Source organism: Williamsia sp. z34 (assembly GCF_059553395.1).
This window is the reverse complement of sequence record NZ_JCANWW010000002.1, coordinates 614,922-636,791: the sequence shown is the minus strand read 5'-3', so window position 1 is coordinate 636,791 and position 21,870 is coordinate 614,922. Positions and strand designations below refer to the sequence as shown.

19 protein-coding genes and 1 pseudogene are annotated in these 21,870 nt (G+C 63.5%); 13 read left to right on the top strand and 7 right to left on the bottom strand.

Annotation, left to right across the window (positions count from 1 at the left end; all coding sequences use genetic code 11):
* The first annotated feature begins 47 nt into the window (after window positions 1–47).
* Window positions 48–401, top strand: a complete 354-nt coding sequence (locus AC51GT_RS07305; protein ID WP_496328488.1) for an SRPBCC domain-containing protein — start codon at window positions 48–50, stop codon at window positions 399–401.
* 11 nt (window positions 402–412) lie between these two features.
* On the opposite strand, the gene AC51GT_RS07300 is transcribed toward AC51GT_RS07305, so the two are convergent.
* The gene (locus AC51GT_RS07300) at window positions 413–1,264 is read right to left on the bottom strand and encodes an SDR family NAD(P)-dependent oxidoreductase (RefSeq protein ID WP_496328321.1); all 852 of its coding nucleotides are present in this window, start codon (window positions 1,262–1,264) and stop codon (window positions 413–415) included.
* 176 nt (window positions 1,265–1,440) lie between these two features.
* On the opposite strand from AC51GT_RS07300, the gene AC51GT_RS07295 reads away from it, so the two are divergent.
* From AC51GT_RS07295 to fadD5, 3 genes and pseudogenes are all read left to right on the top strand, one after another.
* The gene (locus tag AC51GT_RS07295) at window positions 1,441–2,307 is read left to right on the top strand and encodes a helix-turn-helix transcriptional regulator (protein ID WP_496328320.1); all 867 of its coding nucleotides are present in this window, start codon (window positions 1,441–1,443) and stop codon (window positions 2,305–2,307) included.
* Window positions 2,308–2,428: 121 nt separating this feature from the next.
* Window positions 2,429–2,869: a VOC family protein gene (locus AC51GT_RS07290; protein WP_496328319.1), complete on the top strand. Its 441-nt coding sequence runs from the start codon at window positions 2,429–2,431 to the stop codon at window positions 2,867–2,869.
* Window positions 2,870–3,052: 183 nt separating this feature from the next.
* Window positions 3,053–4,656 (top strand): annotated as a pseudogene (gene fadD5 / locus AC51GT_RS07285) (fatty-acid--CoA ligase FadD5).
* 17 nt (window positions 4,657–4,673) lie between these two features.
* On the opposite strand, the gene AC51GT_RS07280 reads toward fadD5, so the two are convergent.
* Window positions 4,674–5,273, bottom strand: a complete 600-nt coding sequence (locus tag AC51GT_RS07280) for a TetR/AcrR family transcriptional regulator (protein ID WP_496328318.1) — start codon at window positions 5,271–5,273, stop codon at window positions 4,674–4,676.
* 50 nt (window positions 5,274–5,323) lie between these two features.
* Between AC51GT_RS07280 and AC51GT_RS07275 the strand changes: the two genes are divergently transcribed.
* Genes AC51GT_RS07275 through AC51GT_RS07265 form a run of 3 tightly spaced genes read left to right on the top strand, consistent with a single transcriptional unit; the run spans window position 5,324 to window position 9,823 of the window.
* Window positions 5,324–6,439: an Rv3169 family protein gene (locus tag AC51GT_RS07275; RefSeq protein ID WP_496328317.1), complete on the top strand. Its 1,116-nt coding sequence runs from the start codon at window positions 5,324–5,326 to the stop codon at window positions 6,437–6,439.
* A gap of 10 nt (window positions 6,440–6,449) precedes the next feature.
* Entirely contained in the window at window positions 6,450–7,454 is a 1,005-nt protein-coding gene (locus AC51GT_RS07270; protein ID WP_496325607.1) for a TIGR03617 family F420-dependent LLM class oxidoreductase, read from the top strand.
* Window positions 7,445–9,823, top strand: a complete 2,379-nt coding sequence (locus AC51GT_RS07265; protein WP_496328316.1) for a PEP/pyruvate-binding domain-containing protein — start codon at window positions 7,445–7,447, stop codon at window positions 9,821–9,823. Before AC51GT_RS07270 ends, AC51GT_RS07265 begins: the two co-directional genes overlap by 10 nt.
* 82 nt (window positions 9,824–9,905) lie before the next feature.
* On the opposite strand, the gene AC51GT_RS07260 is transcribed toward AC51GT_RS07265, so the two are convergent.
* Both AC51GT_RS07260 and AC51GT_RS07255 read right to left on the bottom strand, forming a co-directional pair.
* Complete coding sequence (locus AC51GT_RS07260) at window positions 9,906–10,769, bottom strand: alpha/beta fold hydrolase (RefSeq protein ID WP_496325605.1); 864 nt, start codon at window positions 10,767–10,769, stop codon at window positions 9,906–9,908.
* A 101-nt stretch (window positions 10,770–10,870) separates the two neighbouring features.
* Window positions 10,871–11,161: a DUF1330 domain-containing protein gene (locus tag AC51GT_RS07255; protein WP_496328315.1), complete on the bottom strand. Its 291-nt coding sequence runs from the start codon at window positions 11,159–11,161 to the stop codon at window positions 10,871–10,873.
* A gap of 84 nt (window positions 11,162–11,245) precedes the next feature.
* On the opposite strand from AC51GT_RS07255, the gene AC51GT_RS07250 reads away from it, so the two are divergent.
* The 4 genes from AC51GT_RS07250 (at window position 11,246) to AC51GT_RS07235 (ending at window position 14,168) form a co-directional block, all read left to right on the top strand.
* Entirely contained in the window at window positions 11,246–11,407 is a 162-nt protein-coding gene (locus AC51GT_RS07250) for a hypothetical protein (RefSeq protein WP_496325603.1), read from the top strand.
* Window positions 11,408–11,547: 140 nt separating this feature from the next.
* Window positions 11,548–12,435 (top strand): DUF5996 family protein, encoded by an 888-nt coding sequence (locus AC51GT_RS07245; RefSeq protein WP_496328314.1) that lies wholly within the window; start codon window positions 11,548–11,550, stop codon window positions 12,433–12,435.
* 352 nt (window positions 12,436–12,787) lie between these two features.
* On the top strand, window positions 12,788–13,246 hold the full coding sequence (locus AC51GT_RS07240) for a phosphatase PAP2 family protein (protein ID WP_496328313.1): 459 nt from the start codon (window positions 12,788–12,790) through the stop codon (window positions 13,244–13,246).
* A 463-nt stretch (window positions 13,247–13,709) separates the two neighbouring features.
* Window positions 13,710–14,168: a cupin domain-containing protein gene (locus AC51GT_RS07235; protein ID WP_496328312.1), complete on the top strand. Its 459-nt coding sequence runs from the start codon at window positions 13,710–13,712 to the stop codon at window positions 14,166–14,168.
* Between the two features lie 514 nt (window positions 14,169–14,682).
* Here AC51GT_RS07235 and AC51GT_RS07230 read toward each other — a convergent pair.
* Window positions 14,683–15,477: an NRDE family protein gene (locus AC51GT_RS07230; protein ID WP_496328311.1), complete on the bottom strand. Its 795-nt coding sequence runs from the start codon at window positions 15,475–15,477 to the stop codon at window positions 14,683–14,685.
* A 310-nt stretch (window positions 15,478–15,787) separates the two neighbouring features.
* Between AC51GT_RS07230 and AC51GT_RS07225 the strand changes: the two genes are divergently transcribed.
* Together AC51GT_RS07225 and AC51GT_RS07220 are read left to right on the top strand one after the other, a co-directional pair.
* Entirely contained in the window at window positions 15,788–17,200 is a 1,413-nt protein-coding gene (locus AC51GT_RS07225; RefSeq protein ID WP_496328310.1) for a 3' terminal RNA ribose 2'-O-methyltransferase Hen1, read from the top strand.
* On the top strand, window positions 17,197–19,692 hold the full coding sequence (locus AC51GT_RS07220) for a polynucleotide kinase-phosphatase (protein ID WP_496328309.1): 2,496 nt from the start codon (window positions 17,197–17,199) through the stop codon (window positions 19,690–19,692). The genes AC51GT_RS07225 and AC51GT_RS07220 overlap by 4 nt, the downstream gene beginning before the upstream one ends.
* Window positions 19,693–19,825: 133 nt before the next feature.
* On the opposite strand, the gene AC51GT_RS07215 is transcribed toward AC51GT_RS07220, so the two are convergent.
* Together AC51GT_RS07215 and AC51GT_RS07210 are read right to left on the bottom strand one after the other, a co-directional pair.
* Entirely contained in the window at window positions 19,826–20,617 is a 792-nt protein-coding gene (locus AC51GT_RS07215; protein WP_496325598.1) for a TolB family protein, read from the bottom strand.
* A gap of 536 nt (window positions 20,618–21,153) precedes the next feature.
* The gene (locus tag AC51GT_RS07210; RefSeq protein ID WP_496325881.1) at window positions 21,154–21,477 is read right to left on the bottom strand and encodes a VapC50 family PIN domain-containing toxin; all 324 of its coding nucleotides are present in this window, start codon (window positions 21,475–21,477) and stop codon (window positions 21,154–21,156) included.
* Window positions 21,478–21,870 lie beyond the last annotated feature (393 nt).

The window sequence follows — 21,870 nt, the reverse complement described above, 5'->3', positions numbered from 1 at the left end:
GCTCTGGCGAGTCCGGATGCGTTGCTTGCGTGGTTACCCCCAGAGGGATGCATGGCCGGTTCGAGCGATTCGATATGCGCGAGGGAGGTTCGTATCGCCTCGTGCTGACGTTCGACGATGCTTCCGACGCTCATGGAAAGACATCGGCTGATTCGGACGTCACGGAAGTTCAGATCTCGCGGATCGTCCCGGGCGAGCAAATTGTGCAGGAGATCGACTTCGAGTCCGACGACCGAGCGTTCCAGGAGACGATGCAGATGGAGTGGAATCTGCGCAGCGCGGACGAGGGCACGGACGTCGAGGTGGTGGCACGGAACGTCCCAGTCGGGATTCGGGCCCGTGACCATGCCGAAGGGATCACCTCGTCGTTGACGAACCTTGCCACCTACCTTGAGCCGTAGAGAGTGACTGCTTACGCCTGCGGGAAGTCGGTCGAGTGAGCGAGTTGCTTGCCGGACTCAAAATCGGTGCTCAGTGCACCGACTTTGGTCATGGCGTAGGCGTAGGCATCTGAGCCGAGGAGTTGACGCAGGGATCCGTCCGCCGATGCTGCGATCGAGATGATCGCCGCCGCGCCCTTGGCTGGGTCGCCAAGCTGACTGCCTTGCAGATTGAGGTGGTTTCGCGTCATCTCGCGGATTGATTGGTAACCCTCCGCGGTCGATTCGGGCAGCGCCAGAGAATCGGTTGTCAGGAAGTCCGTTCGGAAGTAGCCCGGTTCCACGATGGTGACCCTGCCTCCGAACTCTGAAACCTCGGCTGCCAGTGACTCACTGAGGCCTTCGAGCGCGAACTTTCCGGCGCAGTACAGACCCCAGCCCGGCATCGCGGTCAGCCCGAGCACGGACGAGATGTTGATGATGTGGCCGTACTGCTGGGAACGGATGATCGGGAGGACGGACCGCAGCACGTTCCATAGCCCGAAGATCTGGACGTCGAACATCTGGCGGGCCGCGGCGTCGGTGGTCTCCTCCACCGCCGCGAGGTAGCCGTAGCCGGCGTTGTTCACCACGGTGTCGAGCCCGCCGAAACGATCGGTGGTTTGGTGAACGGCCTCATCGACGGCGTCCGCGTCGGTGAGGTCGACCGCTAGTGCCAGCAGTTGGGAGGTATCGACACCGTCCAACGCGGCGAGAAGTCGGGAGGTCGACCGGGTCGTCGCGGTGACGTTGTCGCCGCGTTCGAGTAGTTGTTTGACCAACTCCAGTCCGAGGCCGCGAGAGGTGCCGGTCACAAACCAGGTCGTGGGGGTAGTGCGGGACATGTCGATTCACTCCTTGGGTGGGATGCCGGGTCGGTGTGCTGTTCGGCGGGCTCTTTCAGTCTCGAGGACCCGACTGCGGTGAAAAGGCGCATATCTGGCCCTGACCGACCCGGGATCGGCGAACCTAGGACTACGTGACCCAGGTGGCGATCGTTGCTCTGCGCCATGATGAACGGGTGAGTGGAACCAATCGCGAACTCGCTGACTTTCTGCGGCGGGCGAGGAGTCAGGTCGACCCGTCGCGGGCCGGGCTTCCCGCTGACGGGCGGGTGCGCCGGGTGCCGGGGTTGCGTCGCGAGGAGGTCGCATTGCTGGCAGGGGTGTCCACCGACTACTACACGCGACTCGAGCAGGGCAGGCGCATCACGCCGTCGTCAGGTGTTGTCGACGCGATCGCGCGGGCACTCGCCCTCGATGCCGCCGGTCGCGCTCACCTGGCGAATCTGATCGGACCCAGGTCGGCCGCCGCTGCACGCCGTGGCGCACCTGTGCAGCGCGTTCGTCCGGGCCTTTATCAATTTCTCGATGCGCTCGACGGCCAGCCGGCTCTGATCCTCGGACGGCGTTCGGACGTGCTCGCCACCAACCGGATGTCTCGCGCGTTGTTCGCCGACTTCGATCAATTCCTGCCGCGCGAGCGCAACTATGCCCGGTGGATGTTTCTTGGCACAGAACCGCGCAACCTGTTCGTCGATTGGGAAATACAGGCCCGGGCTGCGGTGGAGAGCCTTCGGCTCGACGTCGGAAACGATCCCGACGATCGAGCCACCCGAACCCTCGTTGACGAGTTGACGGACCGCAGCGAGGAGTTCCGTCAGTGGTGGTCAGAGCACCGGGTGTATCAGCGAACCCATGGCTCCAAACGCCTGGACCATCCGGTGGTGGGCGAACTGACGGTCGATTACGAGACACTCACCCTCCCGGATGATCCCGAGCAGACCCTGTTCGTGTACACAACCGAACCCGGTAGTACCTCCCGGCAGGCGATCAATGTCCTTGCCAGCTGGGCAGTCTCGGGAGCGCGGCCGGCGGCCGAGCGGTGAGACGTGACCAGTCAAGAAAACCCGAACTGGACACAAGGGGAGGGGCAGACAGAACCTGTCGAGATTTTAGCTCCGGCTCCGTCTCCATATCGAATGGCGGGCAACTGATGGAGGATGACCCATGGCGCATGTACTACGTTTCGACCACATCGGCGTCACCGTCGCAGACCTCGCCTCAGCCACGGCGTTCTTCGTCAAACTAGGTCTCGAGGTCGAGGGCACGGCGACGGTAGCGGGGGAGTTCGTGGAGACCGTGTGCGGTATCCCGGGCGCACACTGCGAGATCGCAATGCTGCGGCCACCCGATGGCGGGTCGCGGATCGAGCTTGCGGAGTTTGTGAGTCCCGACCCCGCACCCGGATTGCCCACGGCGATGGCCAACGAGCTCGGCCTGCGCAACGTGTCATTCGAGGTCGGTGACCTCGAGGCGGTCGTCGAGGAGCTGGCCAGGGACGGATACGGCCTCGTCGGTGGGATCGGCGAGTACAAGGAAAGCGTGCGCATGGCGTACGTGCGGGGCCCGGACGGGATCATCGTGTCCCTGTGCGAACAGATTGGCTGACGCGAAGATTGCGTAGGCCGACGGGAGTTTGCCACATACCGAGACACAGAGCCACCGAACGCAATTCACGGTCCGATTGAGATTTCTCGATGCATAATCGTCTCAGCCTCTAGAGTGTGACGCGGAGCACAGTGGTGCGCGGGAGGGCCGCACACCGCGCCCGACGACACCAGGGGAGTCGCCATGACAGACGCCGCAGCCTCGACCAGCGAGCTTCTCGGTGAACCGATGCGTTCCGGTCGCAATACCTGGAACAACCAGGTACGACGGCATGCGCTGATGACACCAGATCAGATTGCTGTGAAGTATCTCGACACCGCAACCACCTGGCATGAGCTCGACGACCGGTCGCGCCGATTTGCCGCGGCGCTGCAACGTCGCGGCGTCCAATTCGGTGATCGCATCCTGATCGCACTCCTCAATCGCACCGAATACGTCGAGGCCGTGCTCGGAGCGAATCTGCTTGGGGCGATCCCGGTTCCGGTCAACATTCGCATGAGTCCGGCCGAGGTCGGTTACCTGGTCCAGGACAGTGGCGCCACGATAGTTCTCACCGAAAGGCTGCTCGCGCCGGTGGCAGACGCGGTGCGAGCGTCCACCGGCGCCATCGACACCATCATCGTCGTCGACGCCGGCGACAGCGGCGATCACCTCGACTACGAAACGCTCCTCGCGCAAGATCCTGCGGATTTGGCAGAGGTCGACATCCCCGAAGACACCGTCGCCCTCATCATGTACACCTCGGGCACCACAGGTAAACCCAAGGGCGCCATGCTGACCCATGCGAACTTGCAATCCCAGGCGATGACCACGATCAATGCCTCCGACGGCCAGCCGGGCGACATCGGCTCCGTGGTTCCGCCGATCTTCCATATCGCCGGTATCGCGGCTTTCGCCCCGGTCTTCTATCGCGGCATCCAGGCGGTCATTCATCCGCTCGGCGCGTTTGATCCCGACGCCATGCTCGACACCTTGGAGCGTGAAGGCACGACGTCGGTCTTCATGGTGCCGGCCCAGTGGCAGGCGGTGTGCGCGGCGCAACGAGCCAAACCTCGCCACCTCAAACTGCGGACGATCAGTTGGGGAGCGGCCCCCGCCCCCGATACCGTGCTCCGCGCCATGAACGAGTTGTTCCCGGACGCCCTCAACATGACCGCGTTCGGGCAGACCGAGATGTCGCCGGTCACCTGCGTACTCCAAGGCCAAGACGCCATCCGGAAGATCGGGTCGATCGGCAAAGTGGTGCCGGCGGTGACTGCGCGCATCGTCGACCCGCTGATGGAGGACGTCAAACCCGGGGAAGTAGGTGAAATCGTCTATCGCGGGCCCAATTTGATGAAAGGCTACTGGCAGAACCCGGAGGCGACCGCAGAAGCTTTCCGCGGTGGGTGGTTCCACTCCGGGGATCTGGTCCGGCAAGACGACGAGGGCTTTCTCTACGTTGTCGACCGCGCCAAAGACATGATCATTTCCGGTGGCGAAAACATCTACTGCGCCGAGGTCGAGAACGTGCTCTACAGTCATCCCGCCATCGCCGAGGCTGCGATCATCGGTCGGGCAGACCCGAAGTGGGGTGAGGTGCCGGTCGCAGTTGTGGTCGTGATCGACGGTGCTGACTCGCTCACCCTCGACGATCTCGGACCTCATCTCGACGAGAACTTGGCACGCTTCAAACACCCCAAGATCTGATAGTGGTCGATGAACTACCACGCAATCCCGGTGGCAAGGTCGTCAAACCCAAACTCCGCGCAGCGTACGGCAGTAAGGATGCGGGATTGATTCACTGATACGGCGAGCAGTGCTGTCACGAGGAGGGCCAGCGGCCAGTGATCATCTCGGTCATCTCGTTCACCCAGGTGTCGTCGAGGGCGGCGTCCTGGCGAATGAGGATGCGGAAAATCGCGGTCCCCGCGACCACCTCGACGAGCATGGGCAATTGGTCATCGTCGCGGCGCTCCTGACCGAAGCGAGACTCGAAAGCGGTCAGATTCCCAGCCAATCGGGCGATCATCATCTTGTGCAATTCCGGATCGGCAACAGTGTCTGCGATCAGACCCGGCAACGCCGATCGCACCTCAGGCCGGTCGAAGATGACGCGGATCGTCTCGACCAGAACCCTGATTTCATTGCGGATATCTCCCGAATGGTCCGGCGTGGGAATCGTTTCGGCAGAAAGCACTGCCTCGTGGACAAGTTGCGCCTTGCCCGACCATCGCCGGTAGATGGCAGCCGTGGTGGTCCCGGCGCGAACGGCGATCGCCGACAATGACAACGCGGAATAGCCCGTCTCGAGAATCAATTCGCGGGTGGCGGCAATGATCGAGGCATCAATCCTGCTGTCGCGCGGCCGTCCCGGCGCCGACTGCGCAGACCTCTTGCCATCCTTCGGGCTTTCTGCTGTCATGACCTCATCATAATTCCAATACGGACTGCATCGTATTTGAGGGAGTGCTTGTGAACTTGAGCCCGCTCGACGAGTATCCGATTCATCAGGCGCCTGTGCCGTTGACGTGGCCGACCACGTCTGATCGAAACTTCTACGATCGGTCGTACTTCAACGTGCTCGATCGGGACGGCCGCTTCATGGCGCTCACCGGAGTCGGCTACTACCCGCGCCTCGGCGTGAAAGACGCCTACTTCGTCGTCCGCCGCGGGGACATGCAGACCGCGCTACACCTCAGCGACGCCATCGACGACGACCGCCTACACCAGAACGTCAACGGCTACTGTCTCGAAGTCATCGAGCCACTGCAGGAGTTGCACCTGACACTGGCTCAGACCGAGGGCATTTCCGCAGACCTCACCTGGCGTGGGCTGTTCCCTGCTGCTCTGGAGAAGCCGCACGAGATGCTCACCGAGCGGCGAGTGACGTTGCAGGCGTGCCGTTTCGCCCAGGTCGGATCCTGGGACGGGTGGATCGATGTCGACGGCGAACGGCTCGAAGTCAGTCATGACACCAGCGTGGCGAGCCGCGACCGATCGTGGGGGATCAGACCTGTCGGTGAGGCCGAGCCGGCCGGTCGGCCAGACGCTTCGTTTCGCGGAATGTGGTGGCTCTACCTACCCCTGGCCTTCGACGACTACCAACTGTTCTTGATCCTGCAAGAGGATTCCGATGGCCACCGCAGTCTCTACGACTGCACTCGCCGCTGGCGAGACGGCCGCGTCGAACAACTCGACGGAGTGCGTGCCACCATCGACTACAAGACCGGAACCAGGATTCCCCGGGGTGTCCATGTCGAGTTCATGAACCGGGCAGGGGACCGCATACAACTAGATGTCGAATCGAAACTGTTCGCTCCCATTGCTTTCGGGTCGGGCTACGGAGGCGACTCCTCGTGGGCACACGGCAGCTGGAAGGGCGGTCCCTTCGCCGAACGCGTCAGCTTTGACCTCACGGACCCGGAGGTGATGGCCCGAGCGCCCTTCAGCCTCATCGACCACGTCGGCAAAGCTGTGTGCACTGAGGCCGACGGGACGATCCGCGAGGGTGCGGGCCTGTTCGAGCACGGCGTGATCGGCCCGCACCACCCGTCGGGCTTCTCCGACTGGACAGACGTAGCGGACTAGGCGCCATTCAATGAAAATCGTGACAGCGCTGTTCGGGCCCACTGATGCGGTCGAACGCGCACAAGTGCTAAAGGAGGCCGGTGCGTCCGGCGTATTCACCTTCGAAGGACCGTTCGACGTGTTCACGCCTCTGGTGCTGGCATCGTCGGTCAAGGGTCTCGATGTGATGTCGAACGTCGCGATTGCGTTCCCCCGCAATCCGATTCAACTTGCCCACCAGGCCAACGATCTGCAACTGCTCAGCGAGGGGCGCTTCATCCTGGGTCTGGGGACACAGGTGAGGGCGCAGATCGAGAAGCGCTACGGCACGCAGTTCGATCATCCGGTCGCGCGGATGAAGGAAATGGTAGGGGCGTTGCGAGCGATCTTCACGACGTGGAATGAGGGTGAGCCGCTGGACTTCCGCGGTGAGTACTACCGCCACACCTTGATGACACCGACCTTCGTGCCCGGACCGAACCCGTTCGGTCCGCCGCCGATCTATCTCGGAGCGCTCGGGCCTCGGCTGACCAAGGCCACCGCAGAAGTGGCCGACGGTCTGTTGGTGATGCCTTTCGGGTCGAAGCGGTTCCTTCACGAGACGACGCTGCCGGCCGTTCGCGACGGACTGGCTGCAGCCGGCCGCAACGAGGACGACTTCGAGGTGGTGACTGAGATCATCGTGTCGGTAGGCACCGGACGAGACGACGACCATGCCTCGACTCGGATGCTGCTGGCGTTCTACGGTTCCACCCCGGCATACCGGCCGGTGCTGGACGCCCACGGCTGGGGCGATCTGCAACCCGAACTCAACGCGATGTCCAAGCAGGGCCGCTGGCAGGAGATGGCCTCATTGATCGACGACGACATGCTGCACACCATCGCCGCGTGCGGTACCCCGGCCGAGGTGGCCGCGCACATCAGTGATCGCGTCGACGGTGTGTCGGACCGGATCTGCCTGTATCAGCCGGGTCCCATCGAGGTCGAGGCGCTCGCCGAAATCGTCGACGCATTGGGAGGATCCTCATGCCCCTGACGGCGGTCGAATTCGACCAGGTCACCGACGACCGTTACGGCGGCAAAGCGGCCGGACTCGCGCAGTTGCGCCGCCTCGGACTTTCGGTACCCGTGGGATTCGTCCTTGCTGATGCTGCCGAGCGGGTCACCGTCGATGATGTGGGGGAATGGTTCTCCCGCATGGCCGCAGTCGGCGCGATCCCGGTGGCCGTCAGGTCCTCGGCAGTCGGGGAAGACGGCGACGACCAGTCATTCGCCGGGCAATACGACACCGTGCTGGGTGTGGACTCCGTCGATGGCTTCGCCGCGGCCGTGCAAACGTGCGCCGCCTCAGTGCATTCACGACGAGCCTCGGCTTACAGCGGGCAACCCACGGCGACCATGCATCTGGTGGTGCAGCACATGGTGGACGCGCGCGCCGCCGGCGTTGTGTTCACCGCGGATCCGGCAACCGGCCGACGCGATCTCACAGTGATCGACGCCATCGCCGGGCTCGGCGAAGCGCTGGTCGACGGTACGGCGTCCTCGGACCACATCGTCCTGGATTCTCACGGCAACCCCGCCATTCGCGACGTCGGGGAGGTGCCGGTCTTGTCGCCGGAGGAGGTCTCGGATATCAGGTCCGACGCCCTGCGCGCTGCGCAGCATTGGGGCAGACCAATGGATCTGGAGTGGGCGATCGACCAATCCGGCAAACTGTGGTGGCTGCAGGCCCGACCGATCACCACCTTGCCCGGTGATCTGGCCGAGATGGATACGCCTCTCGCGGGCGCAGACCACGTCTACACGCGTTGCAACATCGGCGAGATGATGCCAGGAGCATTCTGCCCGCTGACCGCATCGGTCTCCGGCTTTGCCATCGACTACGCGATGCAGATGACACAGGTGGTCGCGCGGGCACAGCAGAGCTACGAGAAGCCGTGGCTACAAGTCGGCTACTTCCAGGGCCATATGTTCTTGAACCTGACCGAGGGGACAGGTCTGAGCTCTGGACTCCTGGGCAATTCGCTGGAGCAGTTCTCCACCTCGATCTGCGGTCGGGTGGTCGACGAACTGAAGCCAAAACCACCAAAACCATTTGTTAGCAAGCTGATCAACACGGTTCGGCTCACCACGTACGCGTTGTCCGCCGGCCCCGCGATCAGGCGTCTGGAAGGCCAGATCACCGAGTTCCAGATCCCGACCAGCGACGACCCACGACTCGTGTTGCGCCAGTTGGACTCTGGTGTGCAGCAGTACTGCGAGATCACGCTGACACATGTTCGGTCATCATCGCGCGCGGCGGTTGCGGCCAACATTCTCGAAAGTGTCCTGATGAGACGAGCCGTCAAAAACGGACGTAGTGAGGACGAGGGTCGTGCCGAAGCAACCCGGCTCATGGCCGGTGCCACCGATGTCGAGAGCGCGCTCATGCTCGAGGAGCTCGACACGGTGGTACGCGCGATCGCTGCTGATGACGCGGCGGCCGAACCGTTCTTGGCGGGGGAGCCGGACGCCGCGGTCAACGAGCTGCGGGCCACGCGTAGCGCCGGCGGTACGGCGTTGAAGGAGTTCTTGACGCGTCACGGTCATCGTGGATACCGCGAGCTGTGCATGCGTGACCCCTCCTGGGCGGAGGATCCGGAAGGGCTGGGCGCGATGATGCAGGTGATGGTGCGCTCGGCGCTCGATCCGACTGGTCGGGGGCCGGCAAGCGCCCGCGTTGAAGTGCCCAGCTCTTCCACCATCAGATTTCTTGCCCGGTTGGCGCAGGGCGGCGCACGTGGGCGCGAGGAGACGAAATCAAAGATGGCGCTGATGGCGCACGCGCTCAAGCTGGGCTATCGCCACCTCGGTGAGGTGCTGGTCAAAATCGGTCGACTGCCTGACTCAGATCTGGTGTTCTTCTTCGACCGTGCGGAATTGAACCACGTCGTGGGTTCGGAAGACGTCACCGGTCTCGTGCAGAGCGCGGTGAAGCGTCGAGAAGCGCTGGCGTTCCAGAACTCCCTCGAGTTCGAGGACGTGTCTGTCGGCCGACCGACCCCGCTCATCGCCCGGCCTGCGCCAGGTGTCACCGGCGATGAGATCATCGGCCGACCCGCAAGTCGTGGAATCGTGGAAGGCGTTGTGCGCGTCGCGAAATCGATCGTCGATGCGCGTGAGCTGCAGCGGGGAGAAATCTTGGTGACGCCGGTCACCGATGTAGGGTGGACGCCGTACTTCACCGTCATCGCTGCGCTCGTCACCGATATTGGCAGCTCGGTTTCCCACGGCGCTGTGGTGGCGCGCGAATACGGTTTGCCCTGTGTCGTCAACACCTTGGTGGCCACCCAGGCGCTCAAGACCGGTGATCGAGTGCGCGTCGATGGAGATCGAGGCGTGGTCACCCGTCTCGACCAGTCCTGACTCCTACGCTGAGCGAGGACTGCCTGGAGAACGCCAATCGAACAGGACATGCGGCGTCACGAATGTTGTTGCATCGGGGCGGTCATAGGGTGAGCATGGCGGCGGCGACCTGGTCTGCCGCTGCGTGCGGCAGGGCGGTACCCATGTCGTCGAGGACGAGCAGTCGCGCCGTGGGGATCTCGGCGGCGAGCACCTCGCCGTTGCCGACCGGGAAGAACGGGTCGGCACGACCGTGCACCACGAGCGTGGACACGTCGAGCTCACCGAGCCGCTCCCGCCATCGTGGGGAGCAGTCGATCCGGGAGAACACCATCCCGAGTTGGTTCGCCTGGTGCACCGCGGGATTACTCGACGGCGTCCGGTCCCAGATTCGGGCCGACTTCGCCCGCGCCTCCTCCGGATCGTCACCCATCAGCTCGGCACTCTCGGCGGCGAACGCTGCGACAGCGTCCCGGTCGGTCCAGTCCGGCTGCGGGCGGGAGAACAGTGCACCCATGACCGCAGGGTCGTGGTCCGGCAGGTCCTCGTCGACCGGGCCCGGCGCCACCGGCCGGGTGCCGACGAGGGTCAGTGCGGAGAACACGTCCGGGCGGTCCAGCGCGGCGACTTGAGCAACCATCCCACCGACGCCGACCCCACCGAGATGGGCCGTTCCTGTGCCGAGCACCCCGGCCAGCGCGGCCGCGTCGGCAGCGAGGTCCCGCAGGTCGTACGCCGGATTCTCCGGGTCGAGGGTTGTCGATGCGCCGGAGTCACGAAGGTCGTAGCGGACGACGTGCCGCCCGCCCGACGCGAGCCGCTCGCACAGCGCGTCGGGCCAGGACAACATCGTTGTGCCGCCGACCAGCAGGACCATCGGATCGTGGTCGCGGCCAAACGCTTCGATGCCGAGGTCAACATCGTTCGCCCGTACCGAGGTCACGCCAGATCGAATCGGTCTCGTCATGGCTGAACTCTTTCTGTTGGTATACGCAGAGATTGACCACGGATTCACCCGGAAGTCATCGTCGGTGATGTCCCGACCCTGGTCGCGGATCGAGGCGAACTCTAGGGTGCGGCGGGCACGATCCGGATGTCGCGCTCGGCGCCATCGCCGAGCACGGCAAGAGCGCGCTGATACCGCTCGGACTCATAGGCTGCAACAGCCGCGGCGACGCTGGGGAATTCGATAATCGTCGTGCGTTCAACGATGCCGTGTTCGAATGCAGCGGCGGGCATTCCGCGAGCGAGGAACGTGCCTCCTCCCGCCAACATTGCCGGGCCCGCGAGCGCTGCGTAGCGTTCGAGGGCCTCGGCGTCGGAGACAGAGCGGAATGTGTTTACCCAGTACGCGGTCATCTCACGATCCTTCGCCGCCGTCTCCGCGGGCGCAAGCACGCGTCCGGGCGGGTTGAACACGGCCGTTTCGGGTACAGGGCTTTCATGACTGACAAGAAGCCTGACCCACACACCGAAGACGCCGGCACCGGACCGGAGGGCGCGAACTCCGACGTGCAGTCCGATCCAGCCGAAGGCGAGACGTCCGGCGACTGGTCCGGAGAAGGCGGCGCAACCCAGGACGGTCCCGCCACAGACACCGACTGACCGAGAGCACGCAAACCACGCTGGGTCCTGGTCAACGAATTGTGTGGTCATGACGGCGTCGCCGAGCCACCAAGCGCTGTCTCTGTGGACATTTGATCTTTAGTGCCCGCCGTCGTGTGGACGTGGGGGACCATGGGCTCATGGAAGCGCAACACAACGCCTGGCCTGCACTGCCGTTGGATTCGTGGATCGACACCAGGGACACGCTTCAGCTATGGACTCAGATCGTCGGCAAGACGCGCATGGCTCTTGGGCCGGAGATCAACCACTGGTGGGGAGTTCCGCTGTACGTGGACGCACGGGGACTCACCACCTCCCTGATGGTCGCCGGAAACCGCGGCCTTGAGATTCGCTTCGACTTTTTGGCGCACGATCTACTTTTCCTCGTCACCGACGGCAGCACTCGTCAAATGAAGCTTGAACCGCGGACCGTCGCCGACTTCTACGCCGAGTACACCGGCCACCTAACCGATCTCGGATTCGATATCGCGATGGTCGGAACCCCGGTCGAACTGCCCATTGCGACTCCGTTTGCCGAAGACACCGCCCATTCCTCGTACGACGCGGACGCCGTAAGTCGGTTCTGGAGGTCGCTCGTCTCTGCGCATGGTGTCTTTTCGAAGTTCCGTGGTGAGTTTCGAGGAAAATCCTCACCTGTTCATTTCTTTTGGGGCGCATTCGATTTGGCCGTCACGCGCTTCTCGGGACGGTCTGCACCCCGGCATCCCGGTGGTGTTCCGAACTGCCCCGACTGGGTCATGCATGAGGCTTACAGCGACGAGGTTTCGAGCGCAGGTTACTGGCCCGGTGGCGCCGAGGAAGGCGTCTTCTATGCGTATGCCTATCCTCAGCCGGACGGGTACGACACTCATCCGGCGGTCGAAGCCCCCGCTCATTGGGACACTGCGCTGGGGGAGTATGTGCTGCCGTACCACCTCGTACGGCAAGCATCCGATCCGGTCGCCATGCTTCTGAAGTTCCTCGAACAGACCCATCGCGCAGCGGTGGAGACGGCGGGCTGGGGCTAGCCCGTACGCGTTCAGGCGCTCAGCGCTCCTGCGGCGAAGTCAGCCGAGCCGAGTGACCCAATGCCGCAAGGAGCTCTAGCATGTACGACTTGGGTCGTAGACGAGTGGGGCCTCCGGGCGGATGTGCACGCATTCACCAGCTCATAGCGTTGCCAGACATGACTTCAGAACCTTCTCTGTCGACTTCACTGATACGGCGGCTGTTGATGGCGGCCGCCGCGCTCGCTTTGTTTGCTCTCGCTGCTGTTGCGGTGCGTGAGGGTCGTACCTCGCCATCGCCGTACCATCGGCGGACTCGAGCGCGCTTGGGGAATTGGCCGCCGCTGTTGGGTCTCGGGGATTGCTGCTCCTCGTGGCCCTTGCCGTCACGGTGGCGGTGTGGTCCTGGCTGCGGGATCGGGCCGCGTTCTGGCGGCTCGCCGCTGCAGGAATCGGAGTAGTGGGAGCCTACCTGCTTAGCGAAGTGATCAAGCTGATGGGGACCGAGGAGCGACCGTGCCGCGCCCTGGTCGTCGACACGGTCTTGGCATGCCCCGAAGCCGGCGACTGGTCCTGGCCATCCAACCATTCGGTCATCGCGGCCGCGTTCGCGACCGCCTGCATTATCGCGCTGCCGCCCACGGGCTGGTTCGCCGCCCCGGTGGCTATGCTCATCGCGTTCGCTCGGGTGGCTGCCGGCGTTCACTACGTCCACGATGTCGCCAGCGGACTCGCCTTGGGAACCGCGGTCGTGGCTCTGGCCACGGTCGCCCTCCAACCAGCCGTACGTCGGCTGCCTGCAGCGTTGGCGACGAGGTGTCCGCCTGAATGACAACCGATCTGCGAGTATCGCGTAAGTTTTGGCGGTGCCGGCCGCCTAGGAGTCCTCTGGCAACATCCCGACAGCCGCTCGGCGCAGTTGGTGTTCACATAGCGTCCTGACCCGCCGGAACACCATCCGCGCCGGTGCCGGCCGAATTCCTGTGACCGGTGAGCATGTCCCGCAGCCCAACATTTACGCCAACACTCCCGCCGCTGACACGGTTACGTCAACCCGTTAACGATCACTCGGGGTGACGCAATTATCGTGCACGCCTGCGTAGCAACTAACGACAGAATTGTGTGGCGGTCGCTGTGGAGCGGCACGAATCCTTAACGGTGTCGAGCGGCATCCACGCTGCAATGTGACGATTCTGCAACTATCGGGCCGTTCCTCGGAGGGCTCGCGGCGATCGGTCGACGATTTTGGTGGGTAGTTCGATCCGTTCGAATCGTCCGGCAGATTGGGGTCAATCATGCGGAGCCGACGTTTCGCCCGCGTGGCGATGTGCACTGTGGCCTGCGCGCTGGCCGGATCGGCGCTCGTGGCGCCAGCTCAGGCCACACCGCCACAAGGCGGGATAGTTCGCCAGGAAGTCGTGCGGTTCGATATCCCGTGGGGGATCACGCCTGGCTACGACGGTCCGAGCACGGTGATCGTGCAGCAACTCGTCATCCCTCCGGGAGCGAGTACCGGTTGGCACACACATCCGGGCCCGGAGTACTCCATCACCTCGGGCGGCAACTTGGTGCTGCGGACCTCCCGGAATTGCCAGGGCATCCCCTTTGCACTGGGTGGATTCATGACCCTTCCTTCGGACCTCGTCCACGAGGTGGTGAATATGTCGCCGGCGTTCGCGTGGGCGACCGTTACCTACACCGTTCGGCCCGGGGCTCCGGACCTGCTGGATGCGGCGAATCCTTGCGGAGGGTGACCTGGCTGTAACCGTGCGCGCCGTTGAGATTTCGCGCTGCGCAGTGGTCCTTACCTCAGAGAGGGTGTATCCGAATGCCTCGGTGAGGAACTGAAGGAAGCGCCGTCGCCCGTCTGCCAGCGTGCGCAGGTAGGCGTGGCCGCTGCGCCAGGCGTCTTTGGGCAGGTTCGTTTCGTGCTCGGCGCAGGTGAATTGCCGGGCGGTCATCTGGGACCACTCGGCCGGTGCTGGCTCCGTCGAGGGCTTGCCACGGGTCTGCTGCGAGCAGGTCAGCGGCGATGGTGCGGGGGTCGTAGTCCATCCTCGATCGGGTGTACAGGTCCGACTTACTCCACATGGTGCGGGCCAGGACTGCTGCGACCAGCCCAGCTTTGCCCTTGGGTAGCGTCTTTCGGCGACACTGGCAGGGAACCGTGCATCCGATGCAATGATGCCGGTTCTACGACGCCGAGATGTGACCAATTCTTGGCGTATGAGGCGCCTGGATGGGGACGGGAATAATAGCCCGGCTGTATCAGGTGGCGTCGCTCGGGAAGCGGACGATGCTCTCGCCGATGAGCCTTGAGCGCCAGTTGAAACGGCGTTCAACAAGTTCGGTGCCGGCGGGCGAGATCCGAAGCAGCGTGCTGCACCGGGTTCCGTAGACACCCAGCCGGACGAAGGTGCTGGACAGGCGCTTTTCCAAGCGTCGGCCAACACCGGTCTCTGGCAAGTCGGCCTGGTCTGCGCACTTTGTATCCGAGAGGAGCGAAAAGTACGGCTCGGCCGGATTCCCAGCTGTATCTTCCGCGAGTGCCGATAGGAAACGGTCATGTCCTCGAACCACTTTCGGCCATGGTTCGTCGATCCTCCCATTCGACAAGCCATGCGTAGTTGTGGACTCGAGGGTCACTGAACTGGGCGTGGGCCAGTTGGTGATGTAGAGACACTGGCTGCTGTCTCCGAGAATAAGATTGAACGCTCGATACTGAGCTGCGGTCGCCAGAGCAACCGAAGCGCGTTCCACAGCACTGTTGGTCGAAGTCAGATAGTCGGTGATGAGTAAGCCGCGGGAACGTTCGTTTCCGTCTGCGGCCTTCGCCCGGCGCGATAATCCCGTCCTCACATTGGTGACCAGGGCATAGCGGCCGGACTCGTCGACAGCAAGCCAACTGCCGCCGCCGGCCTGATCCCTTCCTCCAGCAAGGCGAGGCGCTGTCGGCCAGACCTGGGCGGGAAGTGAACGCCGCCAAAAAAACTCGTCTCGGTTCGAGACCAGTACAACACTATGAAAGGGATGCGTCTGTATAGCGAGAAAAGCTAGGCACACAGAAGAAGCCCCCCTTCACACCATCACTCATGCGCACACCGTACTGCGAGGTCGTCTCGCTGAGCCAGTCGCCAATCCGCCGACCATGCTGCCGTAGTCGAGCCTCGCCGATCTGAGGAACGCGCGGTGGCGGCTTCAGTGGGCGTGCAGCAGCAGGACAGGCTCACGCGATCCAGCCCGGTCCATAGATTTCACTAAAGCCCCTTGCGCCTTGCACCACGCAGCAAACAACGAGGTGCAGAAGTGCCTGGAACCCTACAGGTCGAAGTAATTGACTGGACGCAAACCGGATGTACGTCAGACTGTCCTGATGTTGTTGACCATCTCCGCCGAACGTTCACCGACTCTTGAGGTCCCGAGCGATTTCGGCTACCTGTTGCACAAGCATCCGGAGAGGGTTCAGCCGTTCGACGTGTACGGCGGGACGGCGCACGTCTTTTACCCTGAGGTCAGCGATGACCGTTGCACGGTCGCGATGGTGCTCGAGGTCGATCCGGTTGCGTTGGTGCGGGGACGATCTGGTGCGAATGACGGGTTCGCGCTGGGCCAGTACGTGAATGACCGGCCGTACGTCGCGTCGTCATTGCTGTCGGTGGCGATGGGGAAAGTGTTCCGGTCGGCACTGAACGGGCGATGCGCGAATAGGGGAGACCTGGTGGGTTCGGCGTTGGATCTGACGATCACTCTCCCTGCGGTCCCGGGCGATCCCGCGCTGGTGAGGGGTCTGTTCGAGCCGATGGGATGGGACGTCACCGCGTCGCCGATCGTGTTGGATACCACCAGGCCTGAGTGGGGTAATGCACTGCTGGTGTCCCTGACCCTCAAGGGGTCGATGCGCTTGACCGATGCACTGAGTCACCTGTACGTCCTGCTGCCGGTGCTCGACGACGCCAAGCACTATTGGGTCGGCGACGACGAGGTGGAGAAGCTGGTCAGGGCCGGATCGGGATGGTTGGCGACTCATCCGGACCGGGAGCTGATCACTCACCGCTACCTGGCCCACCGGCGTGGTTTGAAAGACGCTGCTACCCAACGGCTCATCGAGCTGGATGACCGCCCGATCGAGGACGCTGCGGACGATGCCGAACCCGATGCATCGCGCCCGCTGGTCCGGTTGCGCCACGACGCGGTGCTGGACGTCGTACGAGGGCTCCGGCCGGCATCGATCGTCGACCTCGGATGTGGGCCCGGCGCCCTGCTCGGGTCGTTGCTCGAACTGCAGGGTGTGGCAAGGGTTGTCGGCACGGAAGTTTCCGACTCGTCGCTGTCCAAAGCTGCCAAGCGGCTGCACGTCGACCGGATGACCGAGCGTCAATCCGAACGCCTGACGTTGCTGCTGTCGTCGTTGCAGTACGAGGACGATCGGCTCCAAGGTCTCGATCTCGCAATCCTCATGGAGGTCATCGAACACATCGACCCAGCACGACTACCGGCGGTCGTGGCCAATGTGTTCGGGACCATGCGGCCCCGCCACGTCGTGGTCACCACACCCAACAGCGAGTACAACGTCAGGTACCCGTCGCTGCCCGCCGGCCGGTTCCGTCACCCCGACCACCGTTTCGAGTGGTCGCGTGGGGAGTTCGCGAACTGGGCCGGCTCGGTGGGCCAGACCTACGGCTACGACGTCGAGCTGGAGTCGGTGGGCGATCGTGACGACGAGGTCGGGTCGCCGACGCAAATGGCAGTGTTCGTCCAGCGGACAACGAGAGGGGAAAGCGCATGAGCGAGCTGAGCATTCCCGAACTGTCTTTGGTCATCCTTGTCGGGACAAGCTGTTCCGGAAAGTCGACCTTCGCCGCGACCCACTTCCTTCCGACCGAGGTCGTATCCAGCGATGACTGCCGGGCCATGATCTCCGATGACCCGAACGATCAGGCTGCGACGACGGACGCCTTCGCCCTGCTGGAGTACATCGCCGGCAAGCGACTCGATCGTGGTCGGCTGACGGTGATCGACGCGACCAACGTGCAGGCGTCGTCGCGCAAGTCGCTGCTCGCCCTGGCCAAGGACCACGATGTGCTCCCGGTGGCGATTGTCCTGGATCTTCCGGTCGCACTGGCGTTGGAGCGCAATGCTTCTCGGCCGGACCGGGACTTCGGCGCCCATGTGGTCAAACGCCAACACGACCAGTTGCACCGTTCGCTGCGCAGTCTCAAACGCGAGGGTTTCCGCACGATCCATGTCTTGGACTCGGTGGAGGCCATCACCGAGGCGTCGATCGTGCGGACCCGCCTGTTCAACGACCGCCGGCACGAGCACGGTCCATTCGACGTGATCGGCGACGTGCACGGTTGCCGCGAGGAGCTCGAGATGTTGCTCGAACGCCTGGGATATGTGATCAGCCGGGACGATGCAGGGCGTTGCGTAGATGCCGCGCATCCGGATGACCGCCAGGCTGTGTTCGTCGGCGACCTGGTTGATCGTGGTCCGGACTCCCCAGGGGTGCTCCGCCTGGTCATGGGGATGGTTGCGAGCGGCAATGCACTGTGTGTGTCGGGCAACCACGAGGCGAAACTTGTTCGTGCGCTGGGCCGTAAGGATGTCAAACCCTCCCACGGTCTGCAGGAGACACTGGATCAGCTGGCAGCCGAGGACGATTCGTTCGTCGCCGAGGTGCGTCAGTTCTGCGACGGCCTTGTCGCCCACTACGTACTCGACGAAGGCAACCTCGTTGTCGCGCACGCAGGCTTGAAGGAGAAGTACCAGGGGCGGGCATCAGGCCGGGTCCGGGCGTTCGCTCTGTACGGGGACACCAGCGGCGAGACCGACGAGTTCGGGCTGCCGGTCCGGTACCCGTGGGCCGATGACTATCGGGGCTCAGCAACAGTTTTGTACGGGCACACCCCGGTGCCGGAGACCGAGTGGGTCAACAACACCATGTGCCTGGACACCGGGTGCGTCTTCGGCGGCAGCCTGACCGCGCTTCGGTACCCCGAGCGCGAGGTGGTGTCGGTGCCGGCACGGGCGACGTACTACGAACCCGTCCGGCCGTTGGCCCCGCCGCCGCGCGACCCCGAGGTGTTGACGCTGACCGACGTCCTCGGGCACCGCGTCATCGACACCGAACACATGGGACGGGTTTCGTTGCGGGAGGAGAACGCAGCCGGTGCGCTGGAAGTGATGAGCAGATTCGCCATCCCGCCGGCCGAGCTGCTCTACCTGCCACCGACCATGTCACCCGTCGACAGCTCGTCGCGTGAGGGCCTGCTCGAGCACCCCGATGAGGCGTTCGCTCATTATGCGAGACGATCCATCGATCGGGTGATCTGCGAAGAGAAGCACATGGGATCCCGCGCAATCGTGCGCGTGACGCGCGACGGATCCGGCGTCATCTACTCCCGCACCGGACGCGCGTTCTTCTCCGAAGACCAGCAGGCGGCCGTTCTGTCGCGAATCGCCGACGCCATCGCCACGGCAGGCGTCTGGGCAGACCTCGACGCGACCTGGCTACTCCTGGATACGGAGATACTGCCGTGGACCGCGAAGGCCGAGTCAATGGTGCGCAGTCAATACGCCAAGGTGGGCGCCGCCGCGACGACCGCGCTGCCGGCGACGATCGACGTGCTGTCGGCCGCCGCAGCGCGAGGGGCTGACGTCGCCGATCTACTCGGCAGGACGCGAACGCGAGCCGCCAACGCCGAGCTCTTCGTCGATTCGTACCGCCACTATGTGCAACCGATTGACAACCAGTTGGGGATCCAGGTGGCGCCCTTTCAGATCCTCGCGGGGGACACAGCCATGTACGAGACCCGTGATCACCACTGGCATCTCGAGATCGCTGACCGCCTGGTCACCGCCGAGCCGGAACTGTTCCGACCCACCCGCCGCCTTGTCGTCGAGACCACCGACAAATCGTCGTGTACCGCAGGCGCGGCGTGGTGGGAGGACCTCACTTCGGGCGGCGGCGAAGGCATGGTCGTCAAGCCGTTCGACAATCTCGTCCGAGGCCCGAAGGGCTTGGCGCAACCGGGTCTGAAGGTTCGAGGGCGCGAGTACCTGCGAATCATTTACGGAGCCGACTACACCAACCCGTCGGCACTGACCCGGCTCAAGCAGCGCAATCTCGGACAGAAGCGGTCGATGGCGTTGCGGGAGTACGCACTCGGGCTCGAGGCCGTCCGCCGAGCCGTTGCAGGCGAGCCGGTGTGGCGCATCCACCAGTGCGTGTTCGGTGTCCTCGCGATGGAGTCGGAGCCCGTGGACCCGCGACTGTGAATTGCACCGATGCAGCCAGGTGGCGGTGACGTCCGTGCCGCCACCGACCATCTGATGATCGCGGTGGTGTCCGTGGCCCGCACTGGATGCCTATCTGCGCGGATCGTCGGCAATACCAGACCTCAGGTCTCTTTCACTGTCCGCCCGCGACACTTGGCCGCTGAGCCGTGATGGATTGCGGCGTCAGCCGCTTCTGATCGGACCCGTCGGGGTTCATCGAAGCGAGCTCGGCGCGGCTCGAAGTGGCGGTGTCGGTGACAAGCTCACCGGATTCCGTGGTTGCCCTGGTGTAGACGATGCGCGATCCGTCAGGCGTGAATGCGGGATGTACTGCGTATGTGTCAGTGAGCCGGGTGATCTCACCACCTGCGGCAGGCATCGAATAGGTCTCCGATCCATTGTTCCCGCCGCGGTTGCTGGAGAAGACGAGGGTCGATCCGTCGGGGGAGTAGGCGGGATCTGCGTTCCAGAACTGGTCACGCAAGAGGACCTTCGATTCTCCGCCTGCGGTGGGTGCCTCGACGAGGTACCCGGAGACATTGAAGATCACGCGGGAGCCGTCCGGAGAAAACGTCGGTTCGGAGGCCGCTTGGTTCTGCGCGATGACACGCACATCGGAACCGTCGCTGTTCATGATGAGAATGGAGCCGTTGCTCACGAAAGCGATGATGGAACCGTCCGGCGAGAAGACCGGCTGATAGCCGCCGTCGCGAATCGTCTTCGACTCGCCTGACTCGAGGTCGACCAGTTCGATGAGCGTGCCGCCCCGGGTGTACGCGAGTTGTTCGCCGGAGGGAGACAGCGCGGGGAAGTTCGCATATCTCATGTCGGACGTGTCATCGCTCAGGGTCGGGGTGACCTGGCGCAGGCCACCGCCGTCCGCACCGACCACAAAGACCTGACCCCACCCGTCGTCGAAGGCCACGAGAATCGGCGTCGGGGCTGGCCGAGCGTCATCTGAGCATGCTGTCAGGACCACGAGAGCGGCGACGACAACGGACACTATCCGGGTGAACAGCATCGAGTGATGATGGCAGACGCAGAGCACCCGCGCGGGGCGAAGTCAAGACGTCGTTGATCTTGTCTGGTCGGGGATAGGCACTGCGGTACCGGCACGGCGAAGCGGTAGCGCCGCCGGAAGTTCGGCGAGTTATTGGTTGCAGACGGCCGGCCGGGCCAACGACGGCCTGTACGGTGACCGGATGGGAGACGTGTTGGCAGAGTCTGGCCTGTCAGAGTGCACCCACGCAGGTATTTGCGGAGGTCCTTCAGCAGCCTCCGTGGCATTCATTCTTGTTGGTTTTCTGGCACTTTCGGCTTCGGTTGCAGCCTCAATGGTAGCTACATACAGCATCCTCAACGCGCCGGATCCCGCATCACGACCGCGGTTGACTTGGATACTCGTCGTGTGGGTGGTTCCGCTGATTGGGGCCGGCCTGTTGTGGCTCCACACATGGTCCGTTAAGCGGACTTGAATGAACGTCCACTATCGACGCAATCGAATCGTAATCGCATGTACTGCAGTCTATTCCGTAAAGTTTCTGAAACATCTCCGAGCTTTCGTTCGAAGATCGTGCAGCGTGGATGTTCATAATCTGGCGGCTGTAGACGAGGAGTCCAGCCAGCGCCGCTGCATCGATCCCTCGGCTGAGGTCCGTATCGCCGTTTCAGTGCTTCGAGTATGTGCTCGAAAGTTTCCGGAGGATTGGTGCGTCGGCCGACCATTGTCCGCAGCGCGCGAACCGCAGCATCGGGCGACACCGCAACCGTGTCAGCAACAAACACAGCAGGTTTGATCACCTGGATCTGAGCGGTGCATCCGATGCAAGGATACTGATCCCACTGGATAAGGCTGTTATCACGCTTTGATTTATTCACCACTTAGTGCGAGCCCAGTCGGCGGCTGTTTTGTTTGTGTGGGCTTGCAAGGTGATCCATTGCCGAACGCGAGCGATTGCGTTCGGCAAACGCCGTTGATTCGGCAGCCCGTGCACAGCTAAGAGGTGCACTTTGATTGGGTAGAGCTAGTTGGCGGATCGGTGCGCGAAATTACTCGCGCGTTGGGGATCGAATCGGGCGATCCAGGATCGGCTGCGAGTGGGTCTGTACTCCACCTCATCTCGAACGAGCTCCAGCCTGGAGCACCCACGACTGATCCGCTGGGCGTGTCGCCACTCG

What these genes read in the sequence shown, in the direction of transcription:
- AC51GT_RS07245 (WP_496328314.1), top strand. Translation starts at nt 11,548, where the DNA reads ATGGAAGCGCAACACAACGCCTGGCCTGCACTGCCGTTGGATTCGTGG.
- AC51GT_RS07280 (WP_496328318.1), bottom strand. Translation starts at nt 5,273, where the DNA reads ATGACAGCAGAAAGCCCGAAGGATGGCAAGAGGTCTGCGCAGTCGGCG.
- AC51GT_RS07260 (WP_496325605.1), bottom strand. Translation starts at nt 10,769, where the DNA reads ATGACGAGACCGATTCGATCTGGCGTGACCTCGGTACGGGCGAACGAT.
- AC51GT_RS07235 (WP_496328312.1), top strand. Translation starts at nt 13,710, where the DNA reads ATGCGGAGCCGACGTTTCGCCCGCGTGGCGATGTGCACTGTGGCCTGC.
- AC51GT_RS07220 (WP_496328309.1), top strand. Translation starts at nt 17,197, where the DNA reads ATGAGCGAGCTGAGCATTCCCGAACTGTCTTTGGTCATCCTTGTCGGG.
- AC51GT_RS07270 (WP_496325607.1), top strand. Translation starts at nt 6,450, where the DNA reads ATGAAAATCGTGACAGCGCTGTTCGGGCCCACTGATGCGGTCGAACGC.
- AC51GT_RS07300 (WP_496328321.1), bottom strand. Translation starts at nt 1,264, where the DNA reads ATGTCCCGCACTACCCCCACGACCTGGTTTGTGACCGGCACCTCTCGC.
- AC51GT_RS07305 (WP_496328488.1), top strand. Translation starts at nt 48, where the DNA reads ATGCATGGCCGGTTCGAGCGATTCGATATGCGCGAGGGAGGTTCGTAT.
- AC51GT_RS07250 (WP_496325603.1), top strand. Translation starts at nt 11,246, where the DNA reads ATGACTGACAAGAAGCCTGACCCACACACCGAAGACGCCGGCACCGGA.
- AC51GT_RS07290 (WP_496328319.1), top strand. Translation starts at nt 2,429, where the DNA reads ATGGCGCATGTACTACGTTTCGACCACATCGGCGTCACCGTCGCAGAC.
- AC51GT_RS07255 (WP_496328315.1), bottom strand. Translation starts at nt 11,161, where the DNA reads ATGACCGCGTACTGGGTAAACACATTCCGCTCTGTCTCCGACGCCGAG.
- AC51GT_RS07265 (WP_496328316.1), top strand. Translation starts at nt 7,445, where the DNA reads ATGCCCCTGACGGCGGTCGAATTCGACCAGGTCACCGACGACCGTTAC.
- AC51GT_RS07225 (WP_496328310.1), top strand. Translation starts at nt 15,788, where the DNA reads ATGTTGTTGACCATCTCCGCCGAACGTTCACCGACTCTTGAGGTCCCG.